The organism is Bacillus sp. 16GRE42 (assembly GCF_019837435.1).
Classification (GTDB): domain Bacteria; phylum Bacillota; class Bacilli; order Bacillales; family Bacillaceae_G; genus Bacillus_A; species Bacillus_A wiedmannii.
In genome coordinates, this window is the sequence record NZ_JADAXF010000003.1 from 579,028 (window position 1) to 605,460 (window position 26,433).

The 26,433-nt window shown below is 32.8% G+C and carries 36 protein-coding genes and 1 pseudogene; 27 read left to right on the top strand and 10 right to left on the bottom strand.

The window, feature by feature from the left end; translation table 11 throughout:
* Window positions 1–3: 3 nt before the first annotated feature.
* Window positions 4–171 carry a DUF3930 family protein gene (locus tag ILS93_RS19395; RefSeq protein ID WP_000456535.1) on the bottom strand — a complete coding sequence of 56 codons (168 nt, stop codon included), beginning with the start codon at window positions 169–171 and terminating at the stop codon, window positions 4–6.
* A gap of 150 nt (window positions 172–321) precedes the next feature.
* Here ILS93_RS19395 and ILS93_RS19400 point away from each other — a divergent pair, with 150 nt between their 5' ends.
* From ILS93_RS19400 to ILS93_RS19420, 5 genes are all read left to right on the top strand, one after another.
* The gene (locus ILS93_RS19400; RefSeq protein WP_000658451.1) at window positions 322–501 is read left to right on the top strand and encodes a YozD family protein; all 180 of its coding nucleotides are present in this window, start codon (window positions 322–324) and stop codon (window positions 499–501) included.
* 110 nt (window positions 502–611) lie between these two features.
* Window positions 612–794: a hypothetical protein gene (locus ILS93_RS19405; protein ID WP_000473373.1), complete on the top strand. Its 183-nt coding sequence runs from the start codon at window positions 612–614 to the stop codon at window positions 792–794.
* Window positions 794–1,615 carry a serine/threonine protein kinase gene (locus ILS93_RS19410; RefSeq protein ID WP_064477327.1) on the top strand — a complete coding sequence of 274 codons (822 nt, stop codon included), beginning with the start codon at window positions 794–796 and terminating at the stop codon, window positions 1,613–1,615. The genes ILS93_RS19405 and ILS93_RS19410 overlap by 1 nt, the downstream gene beginning before the upstream one ends.
* A complete protein-coding gene (locus ILS93_RS19415) occupies window positions 1,597–2,352 on the top strand; it encodes a sporulation protein (RefSeq protein ID WP_064477326.1) in 756 nt (251 codons plus the stop codon). The genes ILS93_RS19410 and ILS93_RS19415 overlap by 19 nt, the downstream gene beginning before the upstream one ends.
* Before the next feature lie 77 nt (window positions 2,353–2,429).
* Entirely contained in the window at window positions 2,430–3,065 is a 636-nt protein-coding gene (locus tag ILS93_RS19420; RefSeq protein WP_064477325.1) for a phosphatase PAP2 family protein, read from the top strand.
* On the opposite strand, the gene ILS93_RS19425 is transcribed toward ILS93_RS19420, so the two are convergent.
* Window positions 3,055–3,936: a cation diffusion facilitator family transporter gene (locus ILS93_RS19425; RefSeq protein WP_000380378.1), complete on the bottom strand. Its 882-nt coding sequence runs from the start codon at window positions 3,934–3,936 to the stop codon at window positions 3,055–3,057. The two genes, ILS93_RS19420 and ILS93_RS19425, sit on opposite strands and share 11 nt — an antisense overlap.
* Before the next feature lie 211 nt (window positions 3,937–4,147).
* Between ILS93_RS19425 and ILS93_RS19430 the strand changes: the two genes are divergently transcribed.
* Window positions 4,148–4,558, top strand: a complete 411-nt coding sequence (locus ILS93_RS19430) for a YhfM domain-containing protein (RefSeq protein ID WP_098102808.1) — start codon at window positions 4,148–4,150, stop codon at window positions 4,556–4,558.
* A 36-nt stretch (window positions 4,559–4,594) separates the two neighbouring features.
* Here ILS93_RS19430 and ILS93_RS19435 read toward each other — a convergent pair whose 3' ends face one another.
* Both ILS93_RS19435 and ILS93_RS28980 read right to left on the bottom strand, forming a co-directional pair.
* Entirely contained in the window at window positions 4,595–4,909 is a 315-nt protein-coding gene (locus ILS93_RS19435; RefSeq protein ID WP_064477323.1) for a thioredoxin family protein, read from the bottom strand.
* Between the two features lie 95 nt (window positions 4,910–5,004).
* Window positions 5,005–5,352, bottom strand: a pseudogene (locus ILS93_RS28980) (site-specific integrase); the annotation flags it as partial.
* A 337-nt stretch (window positions 5,353–5,689) separates the two neighbouring features.
* Here ILS93_RS28980 and ILS93_RS19445 point away from each other — a divergent pair.
* Window positions 5,690–5,863, top strand: a complete 174-nt coding sequence (locus ILS93_RS19445) for a hypothetical protein (RefSeq protein WP_154131299.1) — start codon at window positions 5,690–5,692, stop codon at window positions 5,861–5,863.
* Here ILS93_RS19445 and ILS93_RS19450 read toward each other — a convergent pair.
* Entirely contained in the window at window positions 5,842–6,450 is a 609-nt protein-coding gene (locus ILS93_RS19450) for a hypothetical protein (RefSeq protein ID WP_064477322.1), read from the bottom strand. The genes ILS93_RS19445 and ILS93_RS19450 overlap by 22 nt on opposite strands.
* 700 nt (window positions 6,451–7,150) lie before the next feature.
* On the opposite strand from ILS93_RS19450, the gene ILS93_RS19455 reads away from it, so the two are divergent.
* From ILS93_RS19455 to ILS93_RS19465, 3 genes are all read left to right on the top strand, one after another.
* Window positions 7,151–7,504, top strand: coding sequence for a hypothetical protein (locus tag ILS93_RS19455; protein WP_064477321.1), 354 nt, complete (start codon window positions 7,151–7,153; stop codon window positions 7,502–7,504).
* A gap of 280 nt (window positions 7,505–7,784) precedes the next feature.
* On the top strand, window positions 7,785–8,441 hold the full coding sequence (locus tag ILS93_RS19460) for a DUF6944 family repetitive protein (protein ID WP_064477320.1): 657 nt from the start codon (window positions 7,785–7,787) through the stop codon (window positions 8,439–8,441).
* Window positions 8,442–8,675: 234 nt separating this feature from the next.
* Complete coding sequence (locus ILS93_RS19465) at window positions 8,676–8,954, top strand: hypothetical protein (RefSeq protein WP_064477319.1); 279 nt, start codon at window positions 8,676–8,678, stop codon at window positions 8,952–8,954.
* A 119-nt stretch (window positions 8,955–9,073) separates the two neighbouring features.
* Here the strand turns inward: ILS93_RS19465 and ILS93_RS19470 are convergent, their stop codons facing one another.
* On the bottom strand, window positions 9,074–9,211 hold the full coding sequence (locus tag ILS93_RS19470; protein WP_000443219.1) for a DUF3956 family protein: 138 nt from the start codon (window positions 9,209–9,211) through the stop codon (window positions 9,074–9,076).
* A 200-nt stretch (window positions 9,212–9,411) separates the two neighbouring features.
* Between ILS93_RS19470 and ILS93_RS19475 the strand changes: the two genes are divergently transcribed.
* The 6 genes from ILS93_RS19475 to ILS93_RS19500 all read left to right on the top strand — a co-directional run bounded on the left by ILS93_RS19475 (window position 9,412) and on the right by ILS93_RS19500 (window position 13,642).
* The gene (locus tag ILS93_RS19475; protein WP_064477318.1) at window positions 9,412–9,810 is read left to right on the top strand and encodes a CHRD domain-containing protein; all 399 of its coding nucleotides are present in this window, start codon (window positions 9,412–9,414) and stop codon (window positions 9,808–9,810) included.
* A 376-nt stretch (window positions 9,811–10,186) separates the two neighbouring features.
* A complete protein-coding gene (locus ILS93_RS19480; RefSeq protein WP_064477317.1) occupies window positions 10,187–10,438 on the top strand; it encodes a DUF3947 family protein in 252 nt (83 codons plus the stop codon).
* A 626-nt stretch (window positions 10,439–11,064) separates the two neighbouring features.
* Complete coding sequence (locus tag ILS93_RS19485; protein ID WP_222661134.1) at window positions 11,065–11,565, top strand: sigma-70 family RNA polymerase sigma factor; 501 nt, start codon at window positions 11,065–11,067, stop codon at window positions 11,563–11,565.
* Window positions 11,555–12,577, top strand: a complete 1,023-nt coding sequence (locus ILS93_RS19490; RefSeq protein ID WP_064477315.1) for an anti-sigma factor — start codon at window positions 11,555–11,557, stop codon at window positions 12,575–12,577. The genes ILS93_RS19485 and ILS93_RS19490 overlap by 11 nt, the downstream gene beginning before the upstream one ends.
* Window positions 12,559–12,870, top strand: a complete 312-nt coding sequence (locus ILS93_RS19495) for a hypothetical protein (protein ID WP_064477314.1) — start codon at window positions 12,559–12,561, stop codon at window positions 12,868–12,870. The genes ILS93_RS19490 and ILS93_RS19495 overlap by 19 nt, the downstream gene beginning before the upstream one ends.
* A gap of 235 nt (window positions 12,871–13,105) precedes the next feature.
* Entirely contained in the window at window positions 13,106–13,642 is a 537-nt protein-coding gene (locus ILS93_RS19500; protein WP_064477313.1) for a C1q-like domain-containing protein, read from the top strand.
* A gap of 718 nt (window positions 13,643–14,360) precedes the next feature.
* Here the strand turns inward: ILS93_RS19500 and ILS93_RS19505 are convergent.
* Together ILS93_RS19505 and ILS93_RS19510 are read right to left on the bottom strand one after the other, a co-directional pair.
* Entirely contained in the window at window positions 14,361–14,786 is a 426-nt protein-coding gene (locus ILS93_RS19505; protein ID WP_081257454.1) for a GIY-YIG nuclease family protein, read from the bottom strand.
* 417 nt (window positions 14,787–15,203) lie between these two features.
* Complete coding sequence (locus ILS93_RS19510; protein WP_000412573.1) at window positions 15,204–15,398, bottom strand: hypothetical protein; 195 nt, start codon at window positions 15,396–15,398, stop codon at window positions 15,204–15,206.
* A gap of 269 nt (window positions 15,399–15,667) precedes the next feature.
* Between ILS93_RS19510 and ILS93_RS19515 the strand changes: the two genes are divergently transcribed.
* The 5 genes from ILS93_RS19515 (at window position 15,668) to ILS93_RS19535 (ending at window position 19,848) form a co-directional block, all read left to right on the top strand.
* Window positions 15,668–16,681: a glycoside hydrolase family 25 protein gene (locus ILS93_RS19515; RefSeq protein WP_098102810.1), complete on the top strand. Its 1,014-nt coding sequence runs from the start codon at window positions 15,668–15,670 to the stop codon at window positions 16,679–16,681.
* 177 nt (window positions 16,682–16,858) lie between these two features.
* Entirely contained in the window at window positions 16,859–17,710 is an 852-nt protein-coding gene (locus ILS93_RS19520) for a peptidylprolyl isomerase PrsA (RefSeq protein WP_064477310.1), read from the top strand.
* 489 nt (window positions 17,711–18,199) lie between these two features.
* Window positions 18,200–18,418 (top strand): hypothetical protein, encoded by a 219-nt coding sequence (locus ILS93_RS19525; protein WP_000864293.1) that lies wholly within the window; start codon window positions 18,200–18,202, stop codon window positions 18,416–18,418.
* Window positions 18,419–18,646: 228 nt separating this feature from the next.
* On the top strand, window positions 18,647–19,054 hold the full coding sequence (locus tag ILS93_RS19530; RefSeq protein WP_064477309.1) for a hypothetical protein: 408 nt from the start codon (window positions 18,647–18,649) through the stop codon (window positions 19,052–19,054).
* A gap of 458 nt (window positions 19,055–19,512) precedes the next feature.
* Window positions 19,513–19,848, top strand: a complete 336-nt coding sequence (locus ILS93_RS19535; RefSeq protein ID WP_064477390.1) for a YolD-like family protein — start codon at window positions 19,513–19,515, stop codon at window positions 19,846–19,848.
* A gap of 217 nt (window positions 19,849–20,065) precedes the next feature.
* Here ILS93_RS19535 and gerPF read toward each other — a convergent pair whose 3' ends face one another.
* Window positions 20,066–20,281, bottom strand: a complete 216-nt coding sequence (gene gerPF, locus ILS93_RS19540) for a spore germination protein GerPF (protein WP_001141565.1) — start codon at window positions 20,279–20,281, stop codon at window positions 20,066–20,068.
* 209 nt (window positions 20,282–20,490) lie between these two features.
* Here gerPF and ILS93_RS19545 point away from each other — a divergent pair, with 209 nt between their 5' ends.
* The 5 genes from ILS93_RS19545 to ILS93_RS19565 all read left to right on the top strand — a co-directional run bounded on the left by ILS93_RS19545 (window position 20,491) and on the right by ILS93_RS19565 (window position 23,101).
* A complete protein-coding gene (locus tag ILS93_RS19545; protein WP_064477308.1) occupies window positions 20,491–20,826 on the top strand; it encodes a hypothetical protein in 336 nt (111 codons plus the stop codon).
* Between the two features lie 41 nt (window positions 20,827–20,867).
* Entirely contained in the window at window positions 20,868–21,068 is a 201-nt protein-coding gene (locus ILS93_RS19550) for a hypothetical protein (protein WP_064477307.1), read from the top strand.
* Between the two features lie 132 nt (window positions 21,069–21,200).
* Window positions 21,201–21,908: an SDR family oxidoreductase gene (locus ILS93_RS19555; protein WP_064477306.1), complete on the top strand. Its 708-nt coding sequence runs from the start codon at window positions 21,201–21,203 to the stop codon at window positions 21,906–21,908.
* Window positions 21,909–22,094: 186 nt separating this feature from the next.
* Window positions 22,095–22,754: a DUF6944 family repetitive protein gene (locus ILS93_RS19560; protein WP_064477305.1), complete on the top strand. Its 660-nt coding sequence runs from the start codon at window positions 22,095–22,097 to the stop codon at window positions 22,752–22,754.
* A gap of 134 nt (window positions 22,755–22,888) precedes the next feature.
* Window positions 22,889–23,101 (top strand): YqaE/Pmp3 family membrane protein, encoded by a 213-nt coding sequence (locus ILS93_RS19565; protein WP_064477304.1) that lies wholly within the window; start codon window positions 22,889–22,891, stop codon window positions 23,099–23,101.
* Between the two features lie 68 nt (window positions 23,102–23,169).
* Here ILS93_RS19565 and ILS93_RS19570 read toward each other — a convergent pair whose 3' ends face one another.
* Entirely contained in the window at window positions 23,170–23,379 is a 210-nt protein-coding gene (locus ILS93_RS19570) for a KTSC domain-containing protein (protein ID WP_000977083.1), read from the bottom strand.
* Between the two features lie 465 nt (window positions 23,380–23,844).
* Here ILS93_RS19570 and ILS93_RS19575 point away from each other — a divergent pair, with 465 nt between their 5' ends.
* The gene (locus ILS93_RS19575; protein WP_064477303.1) at window positions 23,845–26,352 is read left to right on the top strand and encodes a transglycosylase domain-containing protein; all 2,508 of its coding nucleotides are present in this window, start codon (window positions 23,845–23,847) and stop codon (window positions 26,350–26,352) included.
* Window positions 26,353–26,433 lie beyond the last annotated feature (81 nt).

The window sequence follows — 26,433 nt, forward strand, 5'->3', positions numbered from 1 at the left end:
TAACTAGAAAGAGAGAATGAATTGAACAACAACATATGCAGTATAAGGTATGCCTACAATTATTAAAAAAATAAAAAGCCATTTAATAAGAGAGTCTGCCCATTGATCTTCATGCATGAACTCTTCTTTTGTTTGCCCTACTTCTTGTTCTACCTCATATTGGTACTCCATAATTAAATCCCCCTTTTTGATAGCTTGTACTACCATCGTATGTATCTCGTCCAAAGGATATGACCTATAAAAAAAGAAAAACTATTTTTCTAATCTCATATACATAATTTTGAGATTTTTTCATAAAACAGAAATAAAGGAGTGATGCTCATGAAGGAAATTGAGGTCGTAATTGATACGGAAGAGATTGCGGAGTTTTTTTATGAGCAACTAATTGAAAGAGGATACGTCCCAAAACGAGAAGAAATTGAAGATCTCGCAGATATTACATTCGAGTATTTATTAGAGAAATGTATGATTGATGAAGTTTTTGATGAAGAGGATGAGTGAAAGTAACGGCGGGCTTAACTCGTCGTTTTTTACTCTTTACAAACTTGTCACAACTATAGTCGGAAATTATTGGTATAATTAAAAGAAAATTTTACTCAAGAGGTGAAGGGATGTTCAAAAAAATTATTGATTCTTTATTAGGTAGGAAAAAAAATCGTTCGTATTCTAGTAGTGATTATCGCCATAGAGGTCGCTCTTATTCAAGTAGCGATTATAAACGACGTTCATCTGGTTATGGGCATCAGCATTATAAAAGAAAACGTAAAAGCCGTAGCTTCTTTTCAAGTAGCTGATGAAATGGCGTCGTATACTAGCTTTATTTGATAGACCACTGCGAAAAAATACAATCGTTGCAGAACGTTATAAAATTGAATCAGTAATTGGAATGGGCAGTTATGGGGTTACATATGTCGTTAATGATTTACAAATAAATAGAAATAAAGTCTTAAAACAATTAAGACAAAGTAAACAAAGGTATGAGTCTGGTAGAAAATCATTTGAACAAGAGAAAATGATTTTACAAACATTAAATCATCATGCAATTCCTAGTTTATATGATCATTTCGTATGGGAGAAAAAAAGCTTTTTCGTGATGGAATATATGCCTGGTAAAAATTTCGAAGATTATATTTTCTTAGATGGGCATGCATATACAGAACGTGAAGTTTTAAAAATTTTATATGAAATATTAGAAATTGTATCGGTGTTTCATAGTAAAGGTATTATTCACCGAGATTTACGCATTCCAAACATATTAATGAAAGAAAACCAAATTAGTATTATTGATTTTGGATTAGCTAAATTGAAGGGTGAGGGTGATGAACGAGCTACAGCTTATGAAGGTGAACAAGCTTTGATGCGAGAAGTTCACTTTCGTAGCGATTTTTATGCGCTTGGTCATTTCTCGTTATTTTTATTATATGCAGGCTATGAATCTAATGAAAAACATGAAAAACCATGGTATGACGAATTAACTTTGGAAAATTATAACCGTGAAATGCTTATGCGAATGTTACAAATAAAAACGCCGTACTATGAGAATGTACAAGATTTAAAAAAAGATATAGCTTTTGCTTTAGAAAGGATGGAGGTTCCATGTTTCAAAAGTTTTTAGCAAGTGTTGGTATTGGTAATGCAAAAGTAGATACAGTTCTTGAAAAAGATGAGTATATTGTTGGAGAAGAGATACTAGGGAAGGTTCATATAACTGGTGGTTCAGTTAGCCAACAAATTGAAAGCATTTACTTAACGTTATCGACGTCGTATGTACGAGAAGTGGATGATAAAAAAGTAACAGCAACATATGATTTAGAGCGAGTTCGTTTAACAGAACCTTTTTCTGTTGAGCCAAATGAAAAAAAAGAAATTCCATTTTCATTTATAATGCCAGTTGAAACGCCGCTTACACTTGGAATGAAAACAGTTTGGGTGCATACAGGTCTTGATATTAAACGCAGTATAGATCCAAGTGATCGTGATTACATTCAAGTGTTGCCCAATGCACTATTAAATAGTGTGTTAGAGAGTGTAAATCAATTAGGTTTTAAAGCGCGTCATATAGAATGTGAAGAATTACCGTATCGATTACGTAAGCAAGTTCCGTTTGCACAAGAATTTGAGTTTGTTCCTGTTTCCGGAGAGTATTATGGGAAATTAGATGAACTAGAATTATTAATCTTACCAAGCGCTTACGATCGCTTAGAAATTATTATGGAAGTAGACAGAAAATCTCGCGGATTAGCAGGTTTATTTGCAGAGGCGCTTGATCTTGACGAGAAAGTGATTCGCTTTACAGTAACGAATGAAGATATTCCAACAATGCAAGAAAAAATTAACAATTATATTTTTTAATAAACTATGCATAAAAAAGAAATGGAGAGGAAAACTAAAACAACCGCTCCATTTTTTTGCATAGTGAGGTTATGTATGTGAAACGATATCGACATTTATACTTGTTAAGTTTTACGCTACTCATTTGTTTTGTCGTATTATCACTTTCGTATCATACCGCTTGTATTGAGAAATTTGACAATATAGTCGCGCATTTTATTCAAAGCTTTCGAAACGATTACTTGACAGCCTACTTTACTTGGATGTCTTTTATCGGTTCCAAAAGAATATATTTTCCGTTACTCATCATTCTTGTAATGTATTTTCTCGTTAGAAAAAAGTTGCTTAGCGCATTACTTCTAACAATTAATTATTATGGATCTCGTTATTTAAACAGTATGCTTAAACTATGGTACGAACGAGCAAGACCGGATGTAACGCAGCTTGTTACGGCAACTGGATATAGTTTTCCGAGCGGTCATACGATGAATGCTACTGCTTTTTTAGGATTTATTGCATACGTCACAATTACAGAAGAACGTATTACATTGCATAAAAAATTGTTGATTATTTTTATAGCGAGCTTTGTTGTATTATCTATTTCAGTTAGCCGAATATATCTTGGCGTTCACTATCCATCTGACATATTAGCAGGATGGGCAGCTGGCGGTAGCTGGCTCGTTTTATGTGTTATATTTCATAAAGCGTTCATTAAAAAAGAACCTATGTCATAATAGGTTCTTTTTCCATTGGTTCAACATGAATGTGTGCATGGTAAATGCCAAACTTTTTCCGAAGCATAGCCTCGATGTTGTCAGTAATACAATGACTTTCACCAACATCCATACGAGCATCTACCTCGATTGTAATATCAACGTACGTTTGATTCCCGTACATACGCGCGCGAATGTCTACGATGTTTTCCACCCCACCAATATGTTCAATAGCACCAGCGTACTCTTCCATCTTATCTGGATCGATTCCATCCGTTAACATATGAGAAGCTTCTACGAAAATCTCCCATGCAGTTTTACAAATAATAAGGCCGACAATTAAAGCGGCAATAGGGTCTAAAATAGGCATTTGGAACTGCGAACCGACAATACCTACTACTGTACCGATACTTACGAGAGCATCTGATAAATTATCCTTTGCAGCGGCTTCTAATGATTTACTTTTTGTTCGTGCTGCAATCTTTTTCGTATACAAATACACAAAGTACATAACGACAGCAGAAAATAAGGCTACCCATGCAGCAAGTACATTAGGCGCTGCTTGTTTCGGATTAAAAAAAGATTGAATGGCACTAATAACAACTTCTAAACCGACCGTTGCCATAATAAAAGAAGCAACAAGTGATGCAATTTGTTCCGCGCGCGAATGTCCATAAGGATGATCTGGATCACGAGGTTTACGAGAGATTTTTAGACCAATTAATATCGCTAAAGAAGCACCGATATCCGTTAAGTTATTTAAACCGTCAGCACGTAACGCGCTAGAGAGGGTAATATAACTGATGATGATTTTCATAGAGGATAAAAATATGTAGGCCATAATGCTAACAATAGCACCTTTATCAGCTTCTTTATGAGAAAGAGTATCCATTTTAATCACTCACCTTTCTACAAGGAATTTCTTTCTATAAATAGAGTACCAAACAAAACTCGTGTGGGTCTATACAAACATTGTTGACGTTTTTTAGGTTTTTAAGAAGGGGATAACAAAGTTTCGTGAAGGAAAAATATGTTGTAAAGTGCAAAGTTAGAGTGTGAAATTAATCGGGTTTTATTTCCAATTAAAAAGGGAGGGTAAGAGGATGAAAAAACTAATATTGTTCTTACTATGTATTGTTCTTATAATGATTGGTTGTAATTCATCAAATATCGAAAATATGAAGGAACATAATATTTCTAAAGTATCCGTATCTACTTTTAATGGCTACGGTGGATTAAATGAAAATTATTTTCTAAACATAGAAGACAAACAAATAATCAATGGAATTAATAATATGTTTAATGGCATGAAAAAACAAAAGAAAAGAGGCGAAACACCACAATACGATATACTAATTACATATGAAAATAGTGATACGAAGGGGATACATTTATACCTCGGAGATGAAGGGGAAAGGAGTGTAATTATGTACATTGGTCATGAAGAAACTGTATACTACACTTCTGAAGAAATGAAGAAACAACTACGAAAGATAATTGTGAAAAAAGATTAAAACCCTCTAGAAATTATTTTTCAGAGGGTTTTAATCTTAGTATGCTTCTAAAAACTCAGTAACTTGCTCTTCAGTTTTTGCGTTAGCACTGTGTAAGTGGCCTAGTTTCTCACCATTTTGATATACAAGTAAACTTGGAATACCCATTACTTGATACTCTTCAGCGATACTTGGAAACTCATCTTTGTTAATAGAATACCATCCAAACTTATTGAACTCTTCCATTACATCTCCGATAAAGTTGTCCATACGCACGCAATCTGGGCACCATGTCGTAAAGAACTTAACAACTACTGGTTCCTCACTTGCGATGATGTCTTTGAATTCCTGTTCAGATTTGATTTCTTTCATGTTTTGTTTCTCCTTTTTCACTATCAATATTTTTGGTTGTTTAGTTGGTGTATTTGCTGTGAAACGAAAACTTTTAACGAAATTCTAACTAGAGTTTTCTTTCCGAATAATTCGTTTGCAAATTGATCCACCGCAGTTTCTTGAAGTCCTGGTACAACATGGAAGTAATTGTCCAATGTGATACCTACTCTGTTAAGTCCGAAACGTTCGCTTGTGATCTGCGGATATATACCTTAGATACTAGAAACGAATATTAGGAACCTCACTTTTCTTTATAAGCTTTTTCATGAGCTGTGTCAAACTTATGAATTGTAAGGTTACTATTTTAAGTAGGGTAAATCAAATTGTATTCATGATAGCCATCGCTATAACGTTCTTCTCTCACATATTTTTATGAGATGTTTATGAAGCGACTGAAATGTAATATCGGATAAAACAAGCAATCTCTTTCCGGTACTTAGAGAAGGTAAACGGTGGTTGATCATTACTCATAAATTTTATGAGTAATGATCAACCAGCAGGAAATTCAAAAAAAGATGTAGGGGATGCATATATGATCGTTATAAGAACTTATTCGTGAAGTTGTGAGAGAAGAGATTAGGGCGGCGTTATCAGAGTTCCAGTAATAATCACAACCAAATAAAGTAATGTGGGTGAAAGAAGCGTGACTAACAAGAGGGGATGTATAGAGTGAAAGAAAAAACATGATGTGGAACGTGAAAGGGATCATAAGAACATCATAGGAATTATTTAGCGGTTAAGAAGTCAGGGGGAATTAGGGTGTTGAAATGGGGGAAGAAACAAAAACGCCCACCTTGTATTGTCTGTGAGAAACAAGAAGGTGAGCCTCAATTAAACGAAACGAATTGGATTTGTGAAAATTGTGCCCAAATTACGCATGAACAAGGTATTGAAAGAGATACCTATACCCTTTATATCTTATTCCATAAATAACAAAGCTGGTGGGCTTCTGATTCAAGAGCTATTAAATGATCGTTATTAATAGAGTTATTCGTATACATTCTGTTCTTTTGGATGTTAAGGACAGTATAATTCACATCGTTATATTCATTTGAAAATGTTGATTCATTTAATAATGTCAGTGTTGAGTTGATGTTATATTTATCAATTCGCTCTTTCTTTCCTTTGAAAAATAGTTTAATAAGATGCGGCTCATCATTAATGAGCAAACCGAGTTCAGGTGATGAGCGGACGATTAAATTATCTGATAACCAATGCGATTTACCTGGATCAAACCAAGAGACTTCTTTGTTTTTAATAAATTTTTTGTACTGCTTTATAACATCAATGTAGTTTTGCTTTTTCTTCTGGTCAACAGTTTGTACTAATGTTTCAAAACATTCAAAAGGTAGTTCGTTTTTATGAAATTTAATAACAGTTTCTCGTAATTGTTTCCAGTAATCAAAAACCGGGTGATATTCAGGTTGAGATTTTAGATTCTTTACAAAATTTGTTTTAGCTGCACTACTTTTCAGTGTGAAGTCTAAAAATTGTGTAAGTCCCACTTTAATTTCCTCCATGTTACACCCCCTTTCCAAACATTACAAATTCGATATTGGATAGGGAAATCCTGCATTTTTAAGGAGATGAACTAGATGCTAGAAAAATCGATGTTCATACACAATGGCAATTGTAAAGCTGATTCGCAAAAATGACGAATAACGTGCTTTTTTTATTTTCTTTATAAAGCGCATGCATATTCATTGATTTACAGATATGTATTACATGAGCATAGTGTTTTTGATAAATAATACAATGGTTATAAAATGGAAATAAACGAAAATGCAATTATATGAAAAAAGGTCCTGTTGTTTCCAACAGGACCTTTCCTAAAATGGCAAAGAGTAACTCTTACCTTACTCTTCTCGTATATAATACCTGAAAAAGATAGATGTGTATACAACAAGAAATTCCAATATAATTATTTGAATATAGTGTTTAAAAATAATAAGGTCGAATTTTAAATAAGGAATTAAATGACAAATGTTGATTTGTCAGGTAATTCAAATGAATTTCTATCAAATTGTAGTTAATAAAGTGATATTGAGATAATAAGATATGCAATTTTGCATACCGGATTTTAATAGCGAACAAGAGTATGAAATATCTAAATAATACGGAAGTTGAGGGAGAGTAATACTAAAATTTCATTTGTTTTTTACTGTAATAAATAAATTCATTTGAATAGAGTCGAAAAATAGAGGTTTGCCTTAGTCATTTATGAAAGTCAAGAATATTTATAACCATAGGAGTAAATACGCAGGTCCGATTTTTGTAATGATGGAGGGAATTGATGTGGACATAACTCAAAGCATGGCAAGAATAGTGGTAAATGGAAAGGATCTTCCGTTTATTTCAGTTAGAACTTCTGTATGGAATCAAGGACCTGTAAATGATTTAATTGTTTCGACAAACTTGAGAGTCGAGGAGCTTTATCAGTTTATGTGGTCGCAAGTGCCAGTAATGCTTGCGATGTATTTTCTTCAAGGAGCGGACTTAATGCGGTTTGCTAGAATTAATGAGATTAATCAAAGGGGAATGGGAGAATATATATATCATTTCACTTGGGGATAAAACGAATGTAATGTAGCTTAACAGCTGCTTTTTTATTTTGTAGAAAGAAAGTGGGGATTTTAATACCTTACAAATGTATAGTCATTAAAAAAGAAGTAGCAATATGTATAAAAATAATACAGAATTACGCTCAATATATGAGCATGATTTCTTAGAAAATTTGCTTTTATAAAGCAACCTAATAAAAGAGGGAAAACGAAGAGATAATTTGAATTTTTAACAGGTAGATGTGGGATTGAATAAGATGAAAGTAATTACTTAATGTTGGGATAGGTTATAAATGGAGAACCAACTAAAGGAAATATTTGGTGCGTTAATAGCAGCTATAGGTACAATAACTGCCGCTATTGGAAGTACACCTTTTTATTTTATAAGCAGTAATGTAAGGAAAGATTTGAATGTATACGGGAACGTATTACAAGCAGTTGGAAATGCTTTAGAGGCTGATGGTCAAGGGGAAATATCGCTTGAAAAAATCGGAAATGAAATTCAATCAATTGGTAATGTAACTGTAATATCTGGATTGGTTATTGAGTTTAAAGATGAAACAAAAATTAAATTAGTGATTGCTGGGAATTGGACACAGGCTTTAGGAGGACTTACAGCATTAGCAGATGAATTTGAGGATACTTCAGATAAAGATGAATCTTTAAATATTGTAGGAAACTTATTGCAAGCTATAGGGAATTCATTGCAAGCAATTGGGGGTATTTATGAACTGAAAACTAATAGAGAAGAGAGACAGTATGGTAAAGAAAATCAATTAAATGAAATTGAAAAAAATTCAAACATTCAAGTGAATAGCGAACCGAATGAAAAAAATAAAGAAGGTCAACTTATAGAAATAACAGGAAGTTGGATACAAGCCGTAGGTTCCGTAATTTCATTAATTGGACAAATACGTGAAGAAAGTGAGGAGTTGGAAGGGAGCGATTGATAGACTAGCTTAAAAAATTAAAATGTAACTATGTTCTAAAACGACAATGAGTAATTTTCACCTTTTTTTGATGAACCATTATTATATAAAAATCATATAATATATTGTAGGACAAGCAACCAGCTGATAATCTATTAAATACTCAAAGAGCTTACCTTTTATATATCTTCGCATCTACTGATCTAGATGCTCTTTTTTATTGAACAAAACAACCATTTGGATAGGAGGTTAATAATGGGGATGACATTAGAAGAATTAGAAAAGTGTTATAATAAAGCCTTTATTGAGGGAGCAGAGTACGTAGCTGTTCAGATTGAAATGGATGGATTTCATAGCGATGAAGTAATTATTAACGACAAATACAGTATAGATTCTAAATTAAAGTATTATAAGAAAACATACAATGAAAATTTAGAACATAGATGGATTCCAGGGATTCGTATTGTAGGTTTTGCATATGGCTATTCGTTCTCGGAAATTCTATATGAATTAGGGATGCTAGTGAAGAAATGATTAAACAAATAGCAGTTATTTTACGCGATGCCGTGCTTTTAGTGGTGTCTTTTTTGTTGTGAAGGAAAGATATAAATAAAAAGAGAGCCTAAGCTCTCTTTTGAATAGATACCTAACGTTTATGCACAGATTGGAATTCCTAATGCTATTAGGGTCAATGCTACTTGAAGAGAAAGTTCTAATCTAGCAATTTCGATTCCAGCGACTGAGACCACTAAAAGAGGTTGTCCATTAACGAACAAAACACAACTTTCCATACTTATGCCTCCTTCCGAGTAATCTAATATAGCATATGAATAAAAAATTAATACGTAATAGTCAGATTATATAATTTAATAGAATTGATAATTTAACCTATGGTATAAAAAATTTAAGTAGACTAACAGCCGATTTATTAACACCATATATGAAGGGCAAGAATATATTAGGAGTATATAAAAACGTAGGAGTGGTAAATATGTTCTTTGCAAAGTTACGCGGTAGGAATGAAGTTCCATCAGTAGAAACAGATGCTCGAGGAGAGGCTTTTTTTAAATTAAGCCTGGACAAGCTTAGCTTAAAATTCAAATTAGATTTATTCGATATAGAGGATGTAGTTGTTGCCCATCTGCATCTTGGATCAAAAGGAACGAACGGTCCTGTTGTAGCTTTTTTATTTGGACCTATAACAAATCCAGTTTCAATAGAGTGTGCAACCCTCACAGGAATGATTACTCAAGATGATTTGATAGGGCCGTTAGCGGGTCAAACATTAGGTAACCTTGTAAATGAAATCATATCTGGAAACATATATATTAATGTTCATACAGTACAATATCCTAATGGTGAAATTCGCGGACAATTGAAGTATTGCTAATGAATTATAGTATTGTAAAAAATAAAGCATCCGTTGAGGGTGCTTTTATTTGGAGGAGGATGTATTAATAAGTCATATACCTTTAATAATCTTGAAAATTCATTTTCATAGTTTCAAAAGTAAATGAATTTAATTAGACGTAGTTAATTCACTATCTCTTTAGTTTGTGAATCCATTAACAGAAAATTCAAAATCAAACACCCTCTAAAATTAAATTAGTATTAGTAGATGAACCTTGTAAATGAAATATGAAAGTGTAACAGATAATAAAAATCTTTAAACCTAATCAAAGCTAATAGATTAACTCTCCGCACCCACTGAAATAAAGAATCATAACATAAATTGTAATTACCTTTACGGAAGTGAGTTGAAAATAATGTATTATTCATATTTTGCTTCTCAAGCAGGTATGCGACCAGCGTATGGTACATCAATAACGTTTAGCGGAGCACAAAGTACAGTTCAAGCTGTTCAACAAGCGTTACAAATGCAACAACAAATGCAAATGCAGCAACAAGGTATTCAGCCATATTATTCATCCATGGAGTATTTTTATCCAGTGCAACCTATTACACCGTATGGAAGTTCTTTTCTTACCATCCCATATGGAACTGTATATAACTTATAGAGATTAGTAGAGGGATATCCAACTGATTATTAGCCCTCGCCAATCGGGCAGTTACGATCAACGCGGCTCCCACCTAACTTTCTCGCATGTGCCGAATTTTGAGGTGTGAGTCTTATTCCCCGCAAATAGAGGAAACAACTGAGGGGGATGAAATTGTGTATATGTAAGCGTCAAATAGTCCCCACCTACAATTTGTAAATAACCGATGAGATAATCACCGTACATACTACAAGTGGAATTTTTTTGATGCGAATATACCGATTAAAGAAAGAATGAGAATTATTTTATCATGACAAATGATGGTTAGTGGCTCCGTATGAAAGGATACATAAATATTTACTTACGCGAACCTGGTTGAGATGTAAAAACGAAGTCCTATCTGTGGTTATTTTGTACAGGAAGATTGTCCTAAGACTATCAAGTTACAAGGGTAGGAGAACATCTGAGTCGTTTTTTGACTGTTTTTGAAAGATATTCACAGTCATAACATCACATGTTTTGTTTATAATTGTAAATAGTTATTAAAATGTATAAATGATGTTTTTTTAAAAATAAAAAAGAAAAAAGGAAAAATAATGCAACTTTTTAATTTGTTTATTCGTGTTATGTATGAAAGGAGGAGGGGGATGGAGATTGAAGAAATATATAAAGTTTATATAAACGATGTGTATCGGTATTTATTTTCCCTTTCTCGTAGCCATCACGTAGCGGAGGACTTGATGCAGGAGACTTTTTATCGGGCGTATCTTTATTTAGAAGACTATGAAAACCAAAAGGTAAAATCATGGCTATTTAAAGTGGCATATCATACGTTTATTGATTTTGTTAGGAAAGAGAAAAAAATAACCTTTGTAGGAACGGAGGAATTAGAGACAATACAAGCAGGGGAATCTACAGAAGAGTATGTAGTCGCAAAAAATAGTTACGAGAAGTTAATTCAGATTATTCATACTTTTCCGGTGGTAGAGGCACAATCTATTTTATTATGTGACGTACATCAATTAACGTACGAAGAGGGTGCTTCTGTACTAGATTTAAAGGTAAATACGTATAAAAGTCACATATTTCGCGGGAGAAAGAGATTAAAAGAATTGTTAAAGGGGGAAAAGAGTCAAAATGACAAATGATAAACCTCATTCTGAACAAGATAATTATAAAGAATTGTTACAAGAAGCTCTTCATCAAAGACCGGCTTCACTTCCTGATGGAAAACAGGAACAAGTGTTGAAAATAGGTAAAAAAAGAGCGCGTATTACGAATGTTTTGATTGTATTTACTTTTTTACTACTTATTCAACCTATTTTATATATATCTACACTCTTATATTATACAGTGGCACCTACAAACGCAATGGAGATACGGAATGTAGTAAATCAAACGTTAAGTGTAACAGAATCAAATGTATTTTTGAAAGATAGGGACATGGAGCAAACATTGCTACCGCTTAGTTTGCAATTGCATTTTGATTTGTATAAAAGGGTAGGAAAGAAAGATATTCGAATAGGAGAAGAGAAAACAGATTATGTATTAAGTAGAGCAACGAAAGTAAGCCGTGAATATACAACAGATGAAAAAATTCCAGAAGTCCCATATGTAGATAACGAGGTGTTGTCTCATCCTAATAATTATAATGTGTCCTATAATAGTAGCGAAGAAGCGCAGGTATTAAAGGGTCTTCCGCAAGAATCTGTTGTAGAAGCATTTGTATCTTTTAGAGAATTATTAAGTGTACAAGAGGTAACGAATATGTTTCCTACTATTGATATTGTGTGGTATGCCGTTAATACAGGATTAGAGGAGAAGCAAACGAATGAAGAGGGTATGTATGTAGCCCCGATTGGCTTTCCAGCAGATATGATTTCAAGTCCAAGTGGTGCTTTTGTAAGTGATTTACCTCATGAGGAACAATTTATTGATGTGTTAAAGTCATTACAGAAGCATGAAAATTTAGCAGTGAAGCTATCTAGAGCGAAAGTATTAGAGTTGTCAAAGCGTATTTCTTTCCTTGAAAAAAATGGGATAAAAACATACGGGGCAGTTGTAACTGGGCCTAAAGTAGAAGTTGAAAAATTGATGAGCCACGAAAAAGTTAGAAAATTGAAAGTAGGTGAAGCGAGGTTATGGAATTGGCATTCTTAAAAAAAGGACAGAATCGTATGTATAAACAGGAAACGTGGATGGGGACTATTTCATTAATTATTGCCTTTCTAGCGTTATTGTATTTGAACATTATATTGCTTATTCAAGAAACATTTATAGGTAAAAGTTTTCTGCAAATAGTTGGTATTGGAGTGGTGTGCTCAGTCATAGGTATGATTACCAAAAACAAAAGTCGAAAATATGCATTGTGGGCATGTAGTTTATTTATTTTTATACTGCTGTTTTCTGTATTTGGATTTATGCTAGGTTGGATGATAAGCTTTGGGCCATAAAAAAAGAGCGAATGTAGATTCGCTCTTTTTTATGTATAAAAGTAAACTAGATAAGAGAAGAACTTATGAAATTTGAATAGTAAGCATTATACATCTAGGTTGAAGTTTTATTGATATGTTTTCCGCCCGTGTATATATAAATAGGCGCAAATTTTGGACTAAAACAATAGCTCGTCCAAACATTGCCAATCCCTCTTACATAATATGTAGTAATAAGCATGAAAGGGGAACTAGTATGTCTTGTTATTACTACTGTAAGTATTGTAAAGAGTATAAAAAGAAACAGCATGATTGTTGTAAGTGCACGAGTAAGTGTAATGACAACGAGGAGAAGCTTGTTAGGGCATCTGCATTTAGAGCTAGAAATACGGTGAATCAAACAGTTCCTGCCAATACTTTTGTAAAGGTATTGTTCCAAAATGAACAATTTGATTTAGCAAATGAGTATAATCCAGTAACGTCTATTTTTATTCCGAAGACTAGGGGAGTTTACTCTATTATTGGAACGATTGGTTTCTTTCCAAACGATCCTAGCTTAAATTATAGAGCTCGTGTAGAAATTCGTGTAAATGGAAACGCAGCAATAGCTATAGATAATGACTTTTTCGGTCCAATAAGTTTTGGAAATGTAGTAAGTGTTTCGACGATTATTCAATTGAATGAAGGAGATCAAGTTGAGGTTTATGCACAAAGTAGCATAGACGGAGTTTTAAGCACTTCGGAAGACGGCTCACATTTTGAAGCTGCAAGATTTCCTTCTCCAATTAAATAACGAAGAGAATATATTACTTTTCAGTAGGTTTAGCTAATCCCCTTTACCAAATGGTGGGGGATTATTATTGTTTTTCTAAAATATATAAGTAAATAGGTTAATTATAGTTTGTTTCAGGAGAATTTCACATGCTAGGATGTAAGGTTGAAAGTGCTAGCTTATTATGGGTATTAGATATTCTGCAGGTAATAAAAAGAGTAAAACAAAAAAATGTAACATGGTTGTGAAAATTTTTTGTTTTACATTTGCCAGTTGTCTTATAGAATAGCAAAGACATCTTGACTTATGAATATATATAAGTCCGTATAATTACGGTTTTTTTCTTTACTATATAGAAATTACATATTTAACATAGGTTTGTGTAGGTATTGCTATTGAATGGAAAGGAATAACATTAAGGCGATTACACTATATAAAAATAAAATTAATCCTAAGATGAGTAGTATGGGATACAACTTGAACATGTTGGACCTCCTTGAGTATATAAAGAATTTTAATAAATATTTGGTCAATTTAGAAGGGGAATGTATGAATGAGAATTGAATAATACACTAATTTAACAGCGATTAGTTTAAAGGAAAAAGAGCATGACATAGCTATCAAGCTCTTTTTTCAATGGCGAAGAATAAGTCTTTATATTGTCTTGTTATCCGCTAAAAACCATAGCGGACTTTAAGGGAGAGTGCCAAACTCTATTAAACTAATTTATGATCTGAGCTCATGCCCATTCATAGTTCTGAGTAGTTATTTTTTTATCAATTAATCCTCTTTGTCCAAAGCTGATAACTTCTAAGGCTTCTCTTCCTATATAGTAATTCGTACATTGGGTGTTTTCTAGTGGAGTATGCCAAGAAATTAAAAGTGCTTCTACATCTGATAATTTTTGCTCAGAATATTTACCTCCATTAGGAAATTCTAACATCCCTAACCTTACATGGATGCCTCTTGCCCCATGAATCCATTCTTTGTAATGTTCATTTAATCGTTTCGAAAAACTTCTTTTTGTTTTTCCGATATATAGTAATTTTTCCTTCCCACGATACACTCTATAAATTGCATATATACCTTTTGAAAAAGCTTCTTCATAATGATTGATTTCAGATAAATTATAAAGTTTAGACCACCTAATATGTACAATAGTCATACGTCTCACCCTTTTATCAAGATATTAAAATAAATCGTCTTTTTTCAATTTCTCAAAAATCGAAAGAAAATGCAAGGATTATAGTGAACGTATAATAAATAAAGGAGTATTGTTGATTACACATTGATTAAATTGTTTATAAGCAGCAGGTAGATTGATCGCTCATAAAATATAAAAGTGAGCAGGTTTATGTGTACAGAATGAGAGATAAATAAAAAAAGAGCATACATAAAAAGTACGCTCTAAAGAAAGATAGGTTTTATGAGTGGATAATCTCCATACGATAATATATGCTCGATTAATAAAAACGTGTAAAAAATCAATAGATTATCAATGGAATAACATGAAATGAGTAATTTTGGTCTATTCCCGTAGTCGCGGAGCTAACCAAATTGTAAGGATTGCGAATAGAATGGATTAACAACTGGATAATGATCGTACTTCAGTTTCGTATTTCTTATAGTTTGGATATTGCGTAATAGTTTGACACTTAGGTGTGGAAAGTTGATTAATTATAGAAACATTTGTAATTACCTCGTTACAAGGACCGAAAAATGTGATTTTTAGTTTTGAGTTTGGTGGAACTTTGACCACGATAGGTTTTTTTTCCATGAAATCAGCTCCTAAGACGCAGTATTGTATACTGCGTTTTTTTGTTTAGATTAATATATAATATGAAATTTTTAGTTGAGTTGATAATGATATGGAGTTTGATGGTGTGATTAGATTATGAAAAATTAGTAGAAACTTAATTAAAAGATCGTATATTTTGAAAAATAATATAGATTTTCTTTATTTATAGTATAGATAGCTAGTATTAGGCATAAGGGGCTTTCAATAAGTCAAGCTTTGAATATGATATTAAAAGGGGATGAATTGTATTGGGGTATATTATCGATATTTCAAAATGGAATGGAACTATTGATTGGGGTATTGCAGCATCTCAGCTAGATTTAGTTATTGTTAGAGTTCAAGATGGCTCGAATACGGTAGATTTTATGTATCAAAATTATGTGAATGAAATGAAGAAACGCAGTATTCCATTTGGTAATTATGCATTTTGTCGTTTTATATCTATTGCTGATGCAAGGAAAGAGGCACAAGATTTTTGGAGTCGTGGCGATAAATCTGCTAAGTTTTGGGTGGTGGACGTAGAAATTCAAACGATGATGGATATGCAAGGGGGGACACAAGCGTTTATAGATGAATTACGCCGTTTAGGTGCGAAAAAAGTAGGGCTATACGTGGGGCATCACACGTATGTATCATTTGGAGCACGTAATATTGAAGTTGATTTTTTATGGATTCCTCGTTATGGAGGAAAGAAGCCAGCATATCCGTGTGATATTTGGCAATATACTGATACGGGAAATGTTCCTGGTATTGGGAAATGTGATTTAAATCAATTAATAGGAAATAAGTCGCTTTCTTGGTTTATAGGCTCGGATCAAGTAAATCAATCTATTCAATTTAACAGAGAGAATACACAGCAATCAAATGGTATTGGTATTGCAGTTTCGAAATATTCTGATGGATATGAAATAAACCTATATGAAAATCCTGCGAATCCTCAGTTTACAGGTACAATCACTCAAAAAAATCCATTTTTAGTCTTACATGGTTATTGGGAAGACGCAGATAAAGATATGATTTGCTTAGGCAATGATAAACAGTGGGTATATGTAAAACATTTTGATGTAGAATGGTTTTATGCAGTTTCAAAATATCCTGTTGGGTATGGAGTGAATTATTATGCAGAGCCTGAATGTATAAATTATAAAGGAAATATTGATGGATCAAAATCTTTTCGTGTGTGGGGCAGAGCCAAAAATGCGGTAGATATCGGGCAAAATAATTGGATACTGGAAGAACATGTAACTATTAAGAATCTATAGGAATACGTAAAGGGTCATTTTACTGATACATAGTAAGATGACCTTTAATATTTGAACAAAAAAGAACATGATACATAGCTTATTCAAATGAAATGAATTACATGTGGAAAACACATTGTTAACACAAGTACATTGTATAGTTATTCTTATATAATAATAAAAGTGAGGTATTTTGAATTGAAAAAGAAAAAGCTATTTTTAGGAACAATTATTTCATGCGTAGTACTGGCATTATCGGCATGTGGTTCCTCAGACAATGTAGTAACATCAAAAATAGGGAATGTTACAGAGAAAGAGTTAAGTAAAGAATTAAGACAAAAATATGGGGAAAGTACTTTATACCAAATGGTGTTAAGTAAGGCGTTGCTAGATAAATATAAAGTTTCAGATGAGGAAGCAAAAAAACAAGTAGAAGAAGCAAAAGATAAAATGGGTGACAACTTCAAATCGACTTTAGAGCAAGTTGGATTGAAAAATGAAGATGAATTAAAAGAAAAAATGAAGCCAGAAATCGCATTTGAGAAAGCGATTAAAGCGACTGTCACAGAAAAAGATGTAAAAGATAACTATAAACCAGAAATGAAGGTAAGTCACATTTTAGTGAAAGATGAAAAGACTGCTAAAGAAGTGAAAGAGAAAGTAAATAATGGAGAAGATTTTGCAGCTTTAGCGAAGCAATATTCAGAGGATACTGGTTCAAAAGAACAAGGTGGAGAAATAACTGGTTTTGCTCCAGGGCAAACGGTGAAAGAATTTGAGGAAGCTGCATATAAATTAGATGCAGGACAAGTAAGTGAGCCGGTAAAAACAACTTACGGATACCATATTATTAAAGTGACAGATAAAAAAGAATTGAAGCCATTTGATGAAGTAAAAGATCAAATTCGTAAAGATTTAGAACAGCAAAGACTACAAGATACGACAGGTAAATGGAAACAACAAGTAGTTAATGATTTATTGAAAGATGCTGATATTAAAGTGAATGATAAAGAATTTAAAAATACATTTGAATTTCTAGAAAAGAAATAATGATTGGAATTAGAAAAGGGAACCTATATAGGTTCCCTTTTCTAATTAGTGTGTGTGTTATAAATAGATAGTAAGACAATATAATATTACATTTAAATATTAAGAATTACAATGGGGATTTATGTAATTATTTTAAATAGGAATGATCAATGCTTCATAGAATGTTGATATTATAATATTTCGTTTGCTTAATTTCATTAAATATAAAGTGGATTTATTAATTTCATCCCACTATTTGCATGTAGTCTGATTGGCGTGGGCTAATTAAAACCTGAATTGATTTAAGTTTTTCTTTATTGAAGTGGATAAACATAATTTACAGAATGAAACATACAATAGTATTGAAAAAATATTGATATTAAATGAAGTGAAAGCAGAGCATTCTACTAAAAAAGGGTGTTCTTTTTAGTATGAAATTTTTAGGATATAGAAAGAATGCTTTTAAACGAATTACTTAATAGATAAATATATTATGTAGGAGGAGAAAATATGAAAGTAATTTTTCAGAGAGAAGGCGGGGGGAAGGTTTTTGAATCGCATGATGAAGATATAAGTAACTTATTAGCTATTTTAAAAGAAACGAAAGGGATTAAGATTGGGATGGTTGACTATGAAGTATTAAAATACGAATTAGAGTATTTTCGTAACCCAAAAAAAGCAGTAACGGAGAGGGAATTACATATAATAGTACAACCAAAATATATGTAGTAAGGGGAGATTATGTATTCTTAAACAGTATGTACGGAAAGAGAGTGTTTACATTGCTCTCTTTTCTATAGAAATTTTGTGAGTTCGTTCTTTATAATATATGCTTTCATTTATAGTTGGTTAATAAACTTGAAAAATTAAAACTTTTTAGTTTAGGCAGGGATTTTATATTCAAGTAGATAAATGTTCATATAAAGTGTTTTTCATACAAATATTGGAGGAGTAAAAATGAGTTTAGCAAGTTATATAGGGTGCAATGTAGAAATTCCGTTAACGAATCCAGATTCCAATGATGTAATTGTTTTTGGATCGTGCTTTTCAGATGAAAGTATGCTTGAAATTGTACAAGAATTTCAATTTCAAACAAGTTACACGTATGAAGTTTCAACGAGCTGGGGCATTGAACTTGTTGAGTGGCAAATTGAAAAGGAGAAGAAAGATGCTAAAAAAAAGCTATTAGCTTTATGCTCGATTATGGAAGGTTATTTAAATGAGGGGGACTATTTTGAATTATTCAGTTGTTGGGTTGGTGATGAAGATCAGGAACGAGTGGGAGAATTAAAATTAAAAATAAATCATTTTAATATAGATGAGATTTGTATTCCGGAAAGAACGCTTGTCAGGATAGAAAAGTAAATATAGAAATATACGTTATTAGAAAAAAGCGACTTCTCTTTGTATGAAGTCGCTTTTTCTGTTGATATGTGAACGGCCTATTATATAAGAAGTGAAAAGCTCATTTGATGAAGAAAAAATAAATGATGGATAAAAATATAATTTAAATCATTCCAAAAGAACGTAGGTTCGTGTATAATTAGAACGAATGTTCTTGTGTGTGTACATAGTATACGAATAAGAAATAAAGTGAAACTTTAATTAGCGAGGTGTTCATCGTCCGTTATTTATTAGCTTTCACCAATTAAGCGTTTACGGGCAGTTGATTTTCGTATTACCTCCTCGCATATAGCGGATTTTGAGGTAGGAGCTCCACTACCTGTTAATGCGGGATAAATATGAGCCTAGCAATTATTAACGAATAATTGAGGAACAATATGTGTGAAATAGAATGGATAAATGATCAAGGAGATAAAGAAATGAATGATGTAAAGGTGCAGAAAATAGAAAGAGAATGGGTTCCATTTACAGTAATGTCGGAACAGTTGTTAAGTATGCGAAAGGTTGTTGTAGAGAAGTTTAAAGTACAAAAACCGTTCTTAACAAACGAAGCAAAAGAGAGAATTTCTGATAAATTATTAACGTCATTATTGTCTGAGAAAGAAATATTGGTGACATATTTTGAAGATGGATACATCCTTACAAGTTATATGACAGTTGTGCATATAAATCCGCTAAAGCACAGTGTAATATGTACTGACGCATTTTATAAAACTTACGTATTTAATACTTCTGATATTATTGAAATAACGTAAGGGAAGCTGAAATTTCAATTTTAGCTTCCTTTACGTTATGTTAGATGAGGGATATAAATAATGAAACGAAAAAGCAGCTAGCTTCATACTAGCTGCTGAGCCCCAGGGAAAGGGAGAAAAAGATAGGGTACTCCAAAAATCAATAATAGCTGTGTAACAGCCTGATTATAGTATAGACAAATTTAAAATTCCTAAACAGAACGATGAAAAAATAGGATTAGGCTGTACCCACTTGGTTTTGATCTGCAAGGTCAGAATCAAACGTATTAGTCGCGCTCACGCCATTAAAAGTATTAACAACAAAACCAACATTTGAAGCACCAGATCCATTATAAGCCTTCGTATTTTCTTTCGGAGAAACGTTGTAGAAATCACCTAAATTAAATGAACCGTTACTATTTTGTACAACTAAATTCCCTACAACTGAGGGCATAGTTTTCACCCGCTTTACAATCATTTGTTAACACTACTATATGGTCTTATAGTCCAAATGGTTCATGTAACAAAAATTGTGGAATAGTAAAACGTTTGAAGTGTAGCTTAATCCCGTAATAAAAGTATGCTAAAATTAATGTAAGGTTGAGTAATTAATAATAACAATTGTATAATTAATATATACGAAATCGAAGGAGGCAAAATGTAATGAATAATGTTATAAAAAAAGTAGATTTAACAGATACAAAATCAAGTAATCTTGTTGCGCTTATTTATAGCAATGAAGTTATTTTGGTTGAAGAAGCATTTTGTCCAAATGAAATAAAATTAAAGTTTAATGAAATTGCAATTTTATCGGCTATTAAAACAGCACATATAATGAAAGTAACCATGAGAAAAGAACTGGAAGCAATTTTTCATGACACTGGTGTTTTATTTGTGAAGCATAGTGTTGATTATGGTAACAGTCAATCTATCACTATGCATTTTGAACAATTCAAAAAGTTGCAAAATGAGATTGAGAATTTAAATAAAAATAGGTAATCAGACTAGATGAAGATTCTTTCATAGAGGTGAACTGTTCTATGATGAAAAATTGGTTTGAAATTTTTTCAGATGTATCTCACTGTAAGCATAAATATGGTTTTATTAAGATGCAGGATAATGAAGATTTTAAAAGAAGTAATCTACGTGTAGCTTTTATGTATCGGTGTGAGAAATGCGGGAAAGAGAAGCGGAAATATAAAAGCAATAACGAAATGAATAATGACTTTTTTGATATATAAGCAAGAGTAACTGTTATGGTTACTCTTTTTGCTTACATAAAAACTCCTACTAAAGTATGAAATGAGTTGATACTTTAGTAAATGGCTGAATGAAAAGGGAGAGTGTAAAATTTTATAAAGGAGGAGAGGTACATGCAACGAAACGAAACTGGAAAAATTGTAATGATTACAGGAGTGACGCAAGGATTAGGGCGTGCAATGGTTGATCGATTTCATGAATTGGGATGGAATATATATGGCTGTGGACGTTCAAAAGATAAAATTGAAGAATTGAAAAAATATTACGGTAATATACATGATTTTCAAATAATCGATGTTTCAGACTCCCAGCAAGTAAGTAGTTGGGCAAATTATATACTTCATAGAAATAGAGCACCAGATTTGCTAATAAATAATGCATCGATTGTTAATAAAAATGCGCCACTGTGGAAAGTAACCGCTCAAGAATTCGAAAATATAATGAATGTAAACGTAAATGGTGTAGTAAATGTAATTCGGGCATTTGTCCCAGCGATGGTAGCTAGGAAAGAAGGAATGATTATTAATATGAGTTCTAGTTGGGGCCGAGAGGGAGAAGCTGAGCTTGCGCCATATTGTGCCTCAAAGTTTGCAATTGAAGGTATCACGAAATCTATGGCACTTGAATTACCCTATGGTATGGCTGTTGTTGCTTTAGATCCGGGCGGAAGTATCAGTACCCCAATGCTGTATTCATGTGCACCACAGTATGTAAATGAATCACCCACACCTGAAATGTGGTCACGTAATGCGATTAAATTTATATTAAATATAACAATAGATAAAAATGGAGCTTCATTGACATGCCCAGAATGTACGTAAATATATATTGAATTGCCATATTTTTAGTGATACACACTTTGTCCAAAAAAGTACCTTTCAGGTGCTTTTTTGTATGATTAGCACATTATAGAATGCACAAAATTACATATAGAAAATAAATATGAGTTAGAGGATACCATTTATGTATTTCGAAAGCACTAGAAAATTTCTAAATAGGTGATAAAAATGAATCCAAGCGGTTTAAAAGTGACAGGGGCATGGTTTCAAGTAGGAGGAAATCTTACAGCGGCTATTGGGACGACAAGAGGATTTATTGGAGAAGAGAAAGTTGAATCGGATCTTGTAATTGTAGGAAGCTCATTACAAGCCCTCGGGTATATATTACAAATTATAGCGAGTAATGATACCGGAGATGAACCTGAAAGAGAAAATCAAAATATGTGTTTGGAGAATAAAATTGAAATGCTTGATAAAATGGGCATTGAGTTATTAGCATTAGGGAATATATCAAATATAATAGGAACATATTTTAATATACATGAACAATTGAAAGAGAATGATTATCTTATAATTGTCGGGAACAGTTTACAATCGATTGGTGCATTTTTAGGAGTGGAAGCGGCTTTGCTTGAGATGAAAGCAATACAGAGAATTATTATATTAGGTAATTCTCTGCAAAGTTTAGGTGCTGGACTTCAAGCGTATCAAGGTATTATTAATGTATCAAAGAACGAAATAGAAAAGGAAGACAGTACGGTTGATAAGAAAAATGAGAGAATAATAGCACTCATTGGTGTTTGGATACAAGCGATAGGAACTTCTATTTCTGCGATTGGATTAACTATAATAGAGGAAGAAGAAAGATTAGAAAAAATAGATATGTGAAAATACACATTTGATAAAGGTAGGGAAATTTCAATTTTACATATGTGGTAGGATTGAAGTAGTAGGTTTTTAGGCATATGAATAGAATATATAAGAATAGAGATAAAAAATACAAAACAAGGAGTTTTCAAGAGATGATGTATTTATTGGCAATTCTACTACCACCTGTAGCTGTATTATTTTGCGGAAAACCATTTCAAGCAATCATTAACTTCATATTAACATTAATATTTTGGGTTCCAGGAGTTATACATGCGATATTAGTTGTACATGATAAAAAAGCAGACCGGAGATTAAAAAAACAAATTCAAGCATATGATGAAATGAATAAGAGGGATAGAAGATAGCTAAGTCGTGAAATGATTAAAAAAAGAAAGGGGGGACTACCTCCTTTCTTTTTTCATTCTGTTTAAGTTTAAATTTTAGTATAGCGGTAAGAATTTTTAATATAAGTATTGTGATAATTAGTTTTAGATTGTGCACTTAATAAACCGGTGTAAATATTTTCAGGCACGTTAAAGAAATCATACATTCCATTCTTTAATTGAATGCGTAAAATCATAGAAAAAGGATTATAGCCAACAGCAACTATATTTTTTGAACTCACGGGAGATAGCTTCATCATTACGCAACTCCTCACTTTTCATTTTTTATTATTTCTTGTAGATGTTGAGTTTGTGGTGTTGAAATCCTTATAATTAAAGAGGTATTATACTTATATGCAATATATTAAATGTTTGTTATACGTAATAATAAGGAAGTTCACACGAAGTACATATCGTTGTGCTATTTTTATTTCACCTTTGATTTATAAATAAGAAAATATTGACCATTTGAAAAAAAGGTATATTATTTATACGAGGTATAAAAATTCACTTTTTACATTCTATGCTTAAAGGGGCAGCATTATTAGGGTAAATAGAAGTGAAAATAGTTTGTATACGAAGAATTCTAAAAATTATAATCTGTGAATTAGGAAAATATTGAATGCTCCAGGTCAATATACTTTCTTAATTAACTTCAGTTTAGAAAGTGACCTCAATATTTTTAAGTAAATCAACGGGAGAATTGAAAGGCAGGAGAAAGTAACATGTCAGAAAATTATCGTTCTCGAGAGGAGCGACGACAAGTTAAAAAGAAAAAACAGCCAGCTTCTAAAACACAAAAACCAAAAGGGAAAACATCGTTCTTTCGTAAGTTTTTAATTACTTGTTTATTACTTGGTATTGTTGGTTTAGTGGCAGGGGTTGCTACCTTCTTCGTAATGATTAAGGATGCACCAAAACTTGAGAAAGCAAAACTTGTTAATCCGTTATCCTCAAAAATTTATGATAAAAATGGCGATTTGGTTTATGAATATGGGAAAGAAAAACGGACGAATGTTACGTATGATCAAATTCCTAAATTAGTAGAAAATGCATTTTTAGCAACAGAAGATGCACGTTTTTATGAGCATAGCGGAGTAGACTTCAAAGGTACTGCCCGTGCTGTGTTGGTGAGCCTTAAAGGAGATTACGGTTCACAGGGTGGAAGTACGATAACGCAGCAGGTTATTAAAAACTATTTCTTATCGATGGAAAAAACATCAAAACGTAAGGTTCAGGAAATATATTTAGCGTATAAGCTAGAACAACAGTATTCAAAACATGAAATTTTAGAAATGTATTTAAATAAAATTAATTTAGGAAACCGTTCGTATGGTATCGCAACAGCAGCACAAAACTACTATGGTAAAGAATTAAAAGAGTTAACATTACCAGAAGTTGCGATGCTTGCAGGTTTACCGAAAGCACCGAATAACTATGATCCAACGAAAACGGACAATATTCAAAGAGCAACAGAAAGAAGAGATGTTGTACTAAAATTAATGAATCGACATGGTTATATTACGAAGGCAGAAATGGAAGAAGCTTCGAAAGTTAAAGTAACAGATGGACTTAAAACTGCAACTGTACAAGCAATGCCATATCCTGCATTTATGGATGCAGTTGTGAAAGAAGTAGAAAAAGAATTGCCAGATGCTAATATTGGTTCTGACGGTTTGGAAATTTATACAACTTTAGATAAAGATGCACAGAAAGCTGCTGATAGGATATTAGATGAAAATATTATTAACTATCCAAATGATAAATTCCAAGGTGCTTTCACATTTATGGATACGAAAACAGGTGAGGTTCGTGCTATAGGTAGTGGGCGCGGTGAAAATAAAGCAGTATTTAAAGGGCATAATATGGCAATTGAATTAGATCGTGCAGCTGGTTCGACGATGAAGCCAATCTTTGATTACGGTCCTGCAATTGAATACTTAAAATGGGCTACATATCATCAAATTGATGATTCTCCATTTAAATATTCAACTGGACAAGAACTTCGAAATGCGGACAGAAGTCATTTAGGCCCAATTACTATGCGTGAAGCATTAAAAATGTCGCGTAACGTTCCAGCAGTTAAAACTGCAAAAGAAGTAGGACTTAATAAATCAAAGGAATTCTCTGAGAAATTAGGTATTACATTTAATAAACCGCTGGCAGAATCAACAGCTATAGGTACAAATGAAGTTTCACCAACTGAAATGGCGGGTGCTTATGCGACATTTGGTAATGGTGGAAAGTATGCAAAACCGCATTTTGTTAAGAAAGTAGTTTATCCAGACGGCAAGTCACAAAGTTTTGAGCAAAAACCAAAACAAGTTATAGCTGACTCTACAGCATATATGATCACTGATATGCTTCGTTCAGTAGTAACATCAGGTACTGGTACAGCAGCAAATATTAGCTCTTTAGATGTAGCTGGTAAAACAGGTACAACAAACTATGCTTCAAAACAATTAGCTCAATATAACATTCCAGAAAGTGCGACTCGTGATAGTTGGTTTGCAGGTTATACGCCGCAATATACGATGGCGGTATGGACTGGATATATGAAAGATGGTAAAGACGAGTATATTAGTAGTAAAAATACGAAAATTGCACAGTTGATCTTTAAAGAAATGATGAGTGAGTTTGCTACTGACAAATCACGCTTTAAAATGCCAAGTAGCGTTATTCAAGAAGGTAGTGAGCTACGTATAAAAGGTGAAAAACGTGATTCTTCACCAAATACGAGCGTACCGGATACAACGGAACAACCAAAACAAGATCAAAAGCAAAAAACTGAAGAAGAGAAAAACAAAGAAGAATTAAAGAAACAAGAAGAGCTTAAAAAACAAGAAGAACAAAAGCAACAAGAGGAACTGAAGAAGCAAGAAGAACAAAAGAAACTAGAAGAGCAAAAGAAACAAGAAGAAGAAAAGAAACAAAATGAACAAAATAATGGAAATGGCCAAGGAACGACACCTCCAGCAAATAACGGAGGAGGCCAAGGAAATACAACACCTCCAGCAAATAATGGAGCTGGTCAAGGAAATACAACACCTCCAGCGAATAACGGAGGAGGTCAAGGAAATACAACACCTCCAGCAAATAATGGAGGAGGCCAAGGAAATACAACACCTCCAGCAAATAATGGAGCTGGTCAAGGAAATACAACACCTCCAGCGACCACACAACCAGATACTGGCGGGAATGCAGGAGAAGCCCCTGTCAATAATGGACAATAAGAGAAGTTAATAAAAAGTACAAAAAAGCACTTAAGATTTGTAAAAATTACAATCTTAAGTGCTTTTTTATCGTTTAAATTA

Excerpts from the sequence above, each read along its gene's own strand:
- ILS93_RS19395 (WP_000456535.1), bottom strand. The coding sequence starts at position 171 with ATGGAGTACCAATATGAGGTAGAACAAGAAGTAGGGCAAACAAAAGAA.
- ILS93_RS19400 (WP_000658451.1), top strand. The coding sequence starts at position 322 with ATGAAGGAAATTGAGGTCGTAATTGATACGGAAGAGATTGCGGAGTTT.
- ILS93_RS19405 (WP_000473373.1), top strand. The coding sequence starts at position 612 with ATGTTCAAAAAAATTATTGATTCTTTATTAGGTAGGAAAAAAAATCGT.
- ILS93_RS19410 (WP_064477327.1), top strand. The coding sequence starts at position 794 with ATGAAATGGCGTCGTATACTAGCTTTATTTGATAGACCACTGCGAAAA.
- ILS93_RS19415 (WP_064477326.1), top strand. The coding sequence starts at position 1,597 with ATGTTTCAAAAGTTTTTAGCAAGTGTTGGTATTGGTAATGCAAAAGTA.
- ILS93_RS19425 (WP_000380378.1), bottom strand. The coding sequence starts at position 3,936 with ATGGATACTCTTTCTCATAAAGAAGCTGATAAAGGTGCTATTGTTAGC.
- ILS93_RS19430 (WP_098102808.1), top strand. The coding sequence starts at position 4,148 with ATGAAAAAACTAATATTGTTCTTACTATGTATTGTTCTTATAATGATT.
- ILS93_RS19435 (WP_064477323.1), bottom strand. The coding sequence starts at position 4,909 with ATGAAAGAAATCAAATCTGAACAGGAATTCAAAGACATCATCGCAAGT.
- ILS93_RS19450 (WP_064477322.1), bottom strand. The coding sequence starts at position 6,450 with ATGGAGGAAATTAAAGTGGGACTTACACAATTTTTAGACTTCACACTG.
- ILS93_RS19455 (WP_064477321.1), top strand. The coding sequence starts at position 7,151 with ATGAAAGTCAAGAATATTTATAACCATAGGAGTAAATACGCAGGTCCG.
- ILS93_RS19460 (WP_064477320.1), top strand. The coding sequence starts at position 7,785 with ATGGAGAACCAACTAAAGGAAATATTTGGTGCGTTAATAGCAGCTATA.
- ILS93_RS19465 (WP_064477319.1), top strand. The coding sequence starts at position 8,676 with ATGGGGATGACATTAGAAGAATTAGAAAAGTGTTATAATAAAGCCTTT.
- ILS93_RS19470 (WP_000443219.1), bottom strand. The coding sequence starts at position 9,211 with ATGGAAAGTTGTGTTTTGTTCGTTAATGGACAACCTCTTTTAGTGGTC.
- ILS93_RS19475 (WP_064477318.1), top strand. The coding sequence starts at position 9,412 with ATGTTCTTTGCAAAGTTACGCGGTAGGAATGAAGTTCCATCAGTAGAA.
- ILS93_RS19480 (WP_064477317.1), top strand. The coding sequence starts at position 10,187 with ATGTATTATTCATATTTTGCTTCTCAAGCAGGTATGCGACCAGCGTAT.
- ILS93_RS19485 (WP_222661134.1), top strand. The coding sequence starts at position 11,065 with ATGGAGATTGAAGAAATATATAAAGTTTATATAAACGATGTGTATCGG.
- ILS93_RS19490 (WP_064477315.1), top strand. The coding sequence starts at position 11,555 with ATGACAAATGATAAACCTCATTCTGAACAAGATAATTATAAAGAATTG.
- ILS93_RS19495 (WP_064477314.1), top strand. The coding sequence starts at position 12,559 with ATGGAATTGGCATTCTTAAAAAAAGGACAGAATCGTATGTATAAACAG.
- ILS93_RS19500 (WP_064477313.1), top strand. The coding sequence starts at position 13,106 with ATGTCTTGTTATTACTACTGTAAGTATTGTAAAGAGTATAAAAAGAAA.
- ILS93_RS19505 (WP_081257454.1), bottom strand. The coding sequence starts at position 14,786 with ATGACTATTGTACATATTAGGTGGTCTAAACTTTATAATTTATCTGAA.
- ILS93_RS19510 (WP_000412573.1), bottom strand. The coding sequence starts at position 15,398 with ATGGAAAAAAAACCTATCGTGGTCAAAGTTCCACCAAACTCAAAACTA.
- ILS93_RS19525 (WP_000864293.1), top strand. The coding sequence starts at position 18,200 with ATGAAAGTAATTTTTCAGAGAGAAGGCGGGGGGAAGGTTTTTGAATCG.
- ILS93_RS19530 (WP_064477309.1), top strand. The coding sequence starts at position 18,647 with ATGAGTTTAGCAAGTTATATAGGGTGCAATGTAGAAATTCCGTTAACG.
- ILS93_RS19535 (WP_064477390.1), top strand. The coding sequence starts at position 19,513 with ATGAATGATGTAAAGGTGCAGAAAATAGAAAGAGAATGGGTTCCATTT.
- gerPF (WP_001141565.1), bottom strand. The coding sequence starts at position 20,281 with ATGCCCTCAGTTGTAGGGAATTTAGTTGTACAAAATAGTAACGGTTCA.
- ILS93_RS19545 (WP_064477308.1), top strand. The coding sequence starts at position 20,491 with ATGAATAATGTTATAAAAAAAGTAGATTTAACAGATACAAAATCAAGT.
- ILS93_RS19550 (WP_064477307.1), top strand. The coding sequence starts at position 20,868 with ATGATGAAAAATTGGTTTGAAATTTTTTCAGATGTATCTCACTGTAAG.
- ILS93_RS19555 (WP_064477306.1), top strand. The coding sequence starts at position 21,201 with ATGCAACGAAACGAAACTGGAAAAATTGTAATGATTACAGGAGTGACG.
- ILS93_RS19560 (WP_064477305.1), top strand. The coding sequence starts at position 22,095 with ATGAATCCAAGCGGTTTAAAAGTGACAGGGGCATGGTTTCAAGTAGGA.
- ILS93_RS19565 (WP_064477304.1), top strand. The coding sequence starts at position 22,889 with ATGATGTATTTATTGGCAATTCTACTACCACCTGTAGCTGTATTATTT.
- ILS93_RS19570 (WP_000977083.1), bottom strand. The coding sequence starts at position 23,379 with ATGATGAAGCTATCTCCCGTGAGTTCAAAAAATATAGTTGCTGTTGGC.
- ILS93_RS19575 (WP_064477303.1), top strand. The coding sequence starts at position 23,845 with ATGTCAGAAAATTATCGTTCTCGAGAGGAGCGACGACAAGTTAAAAAG.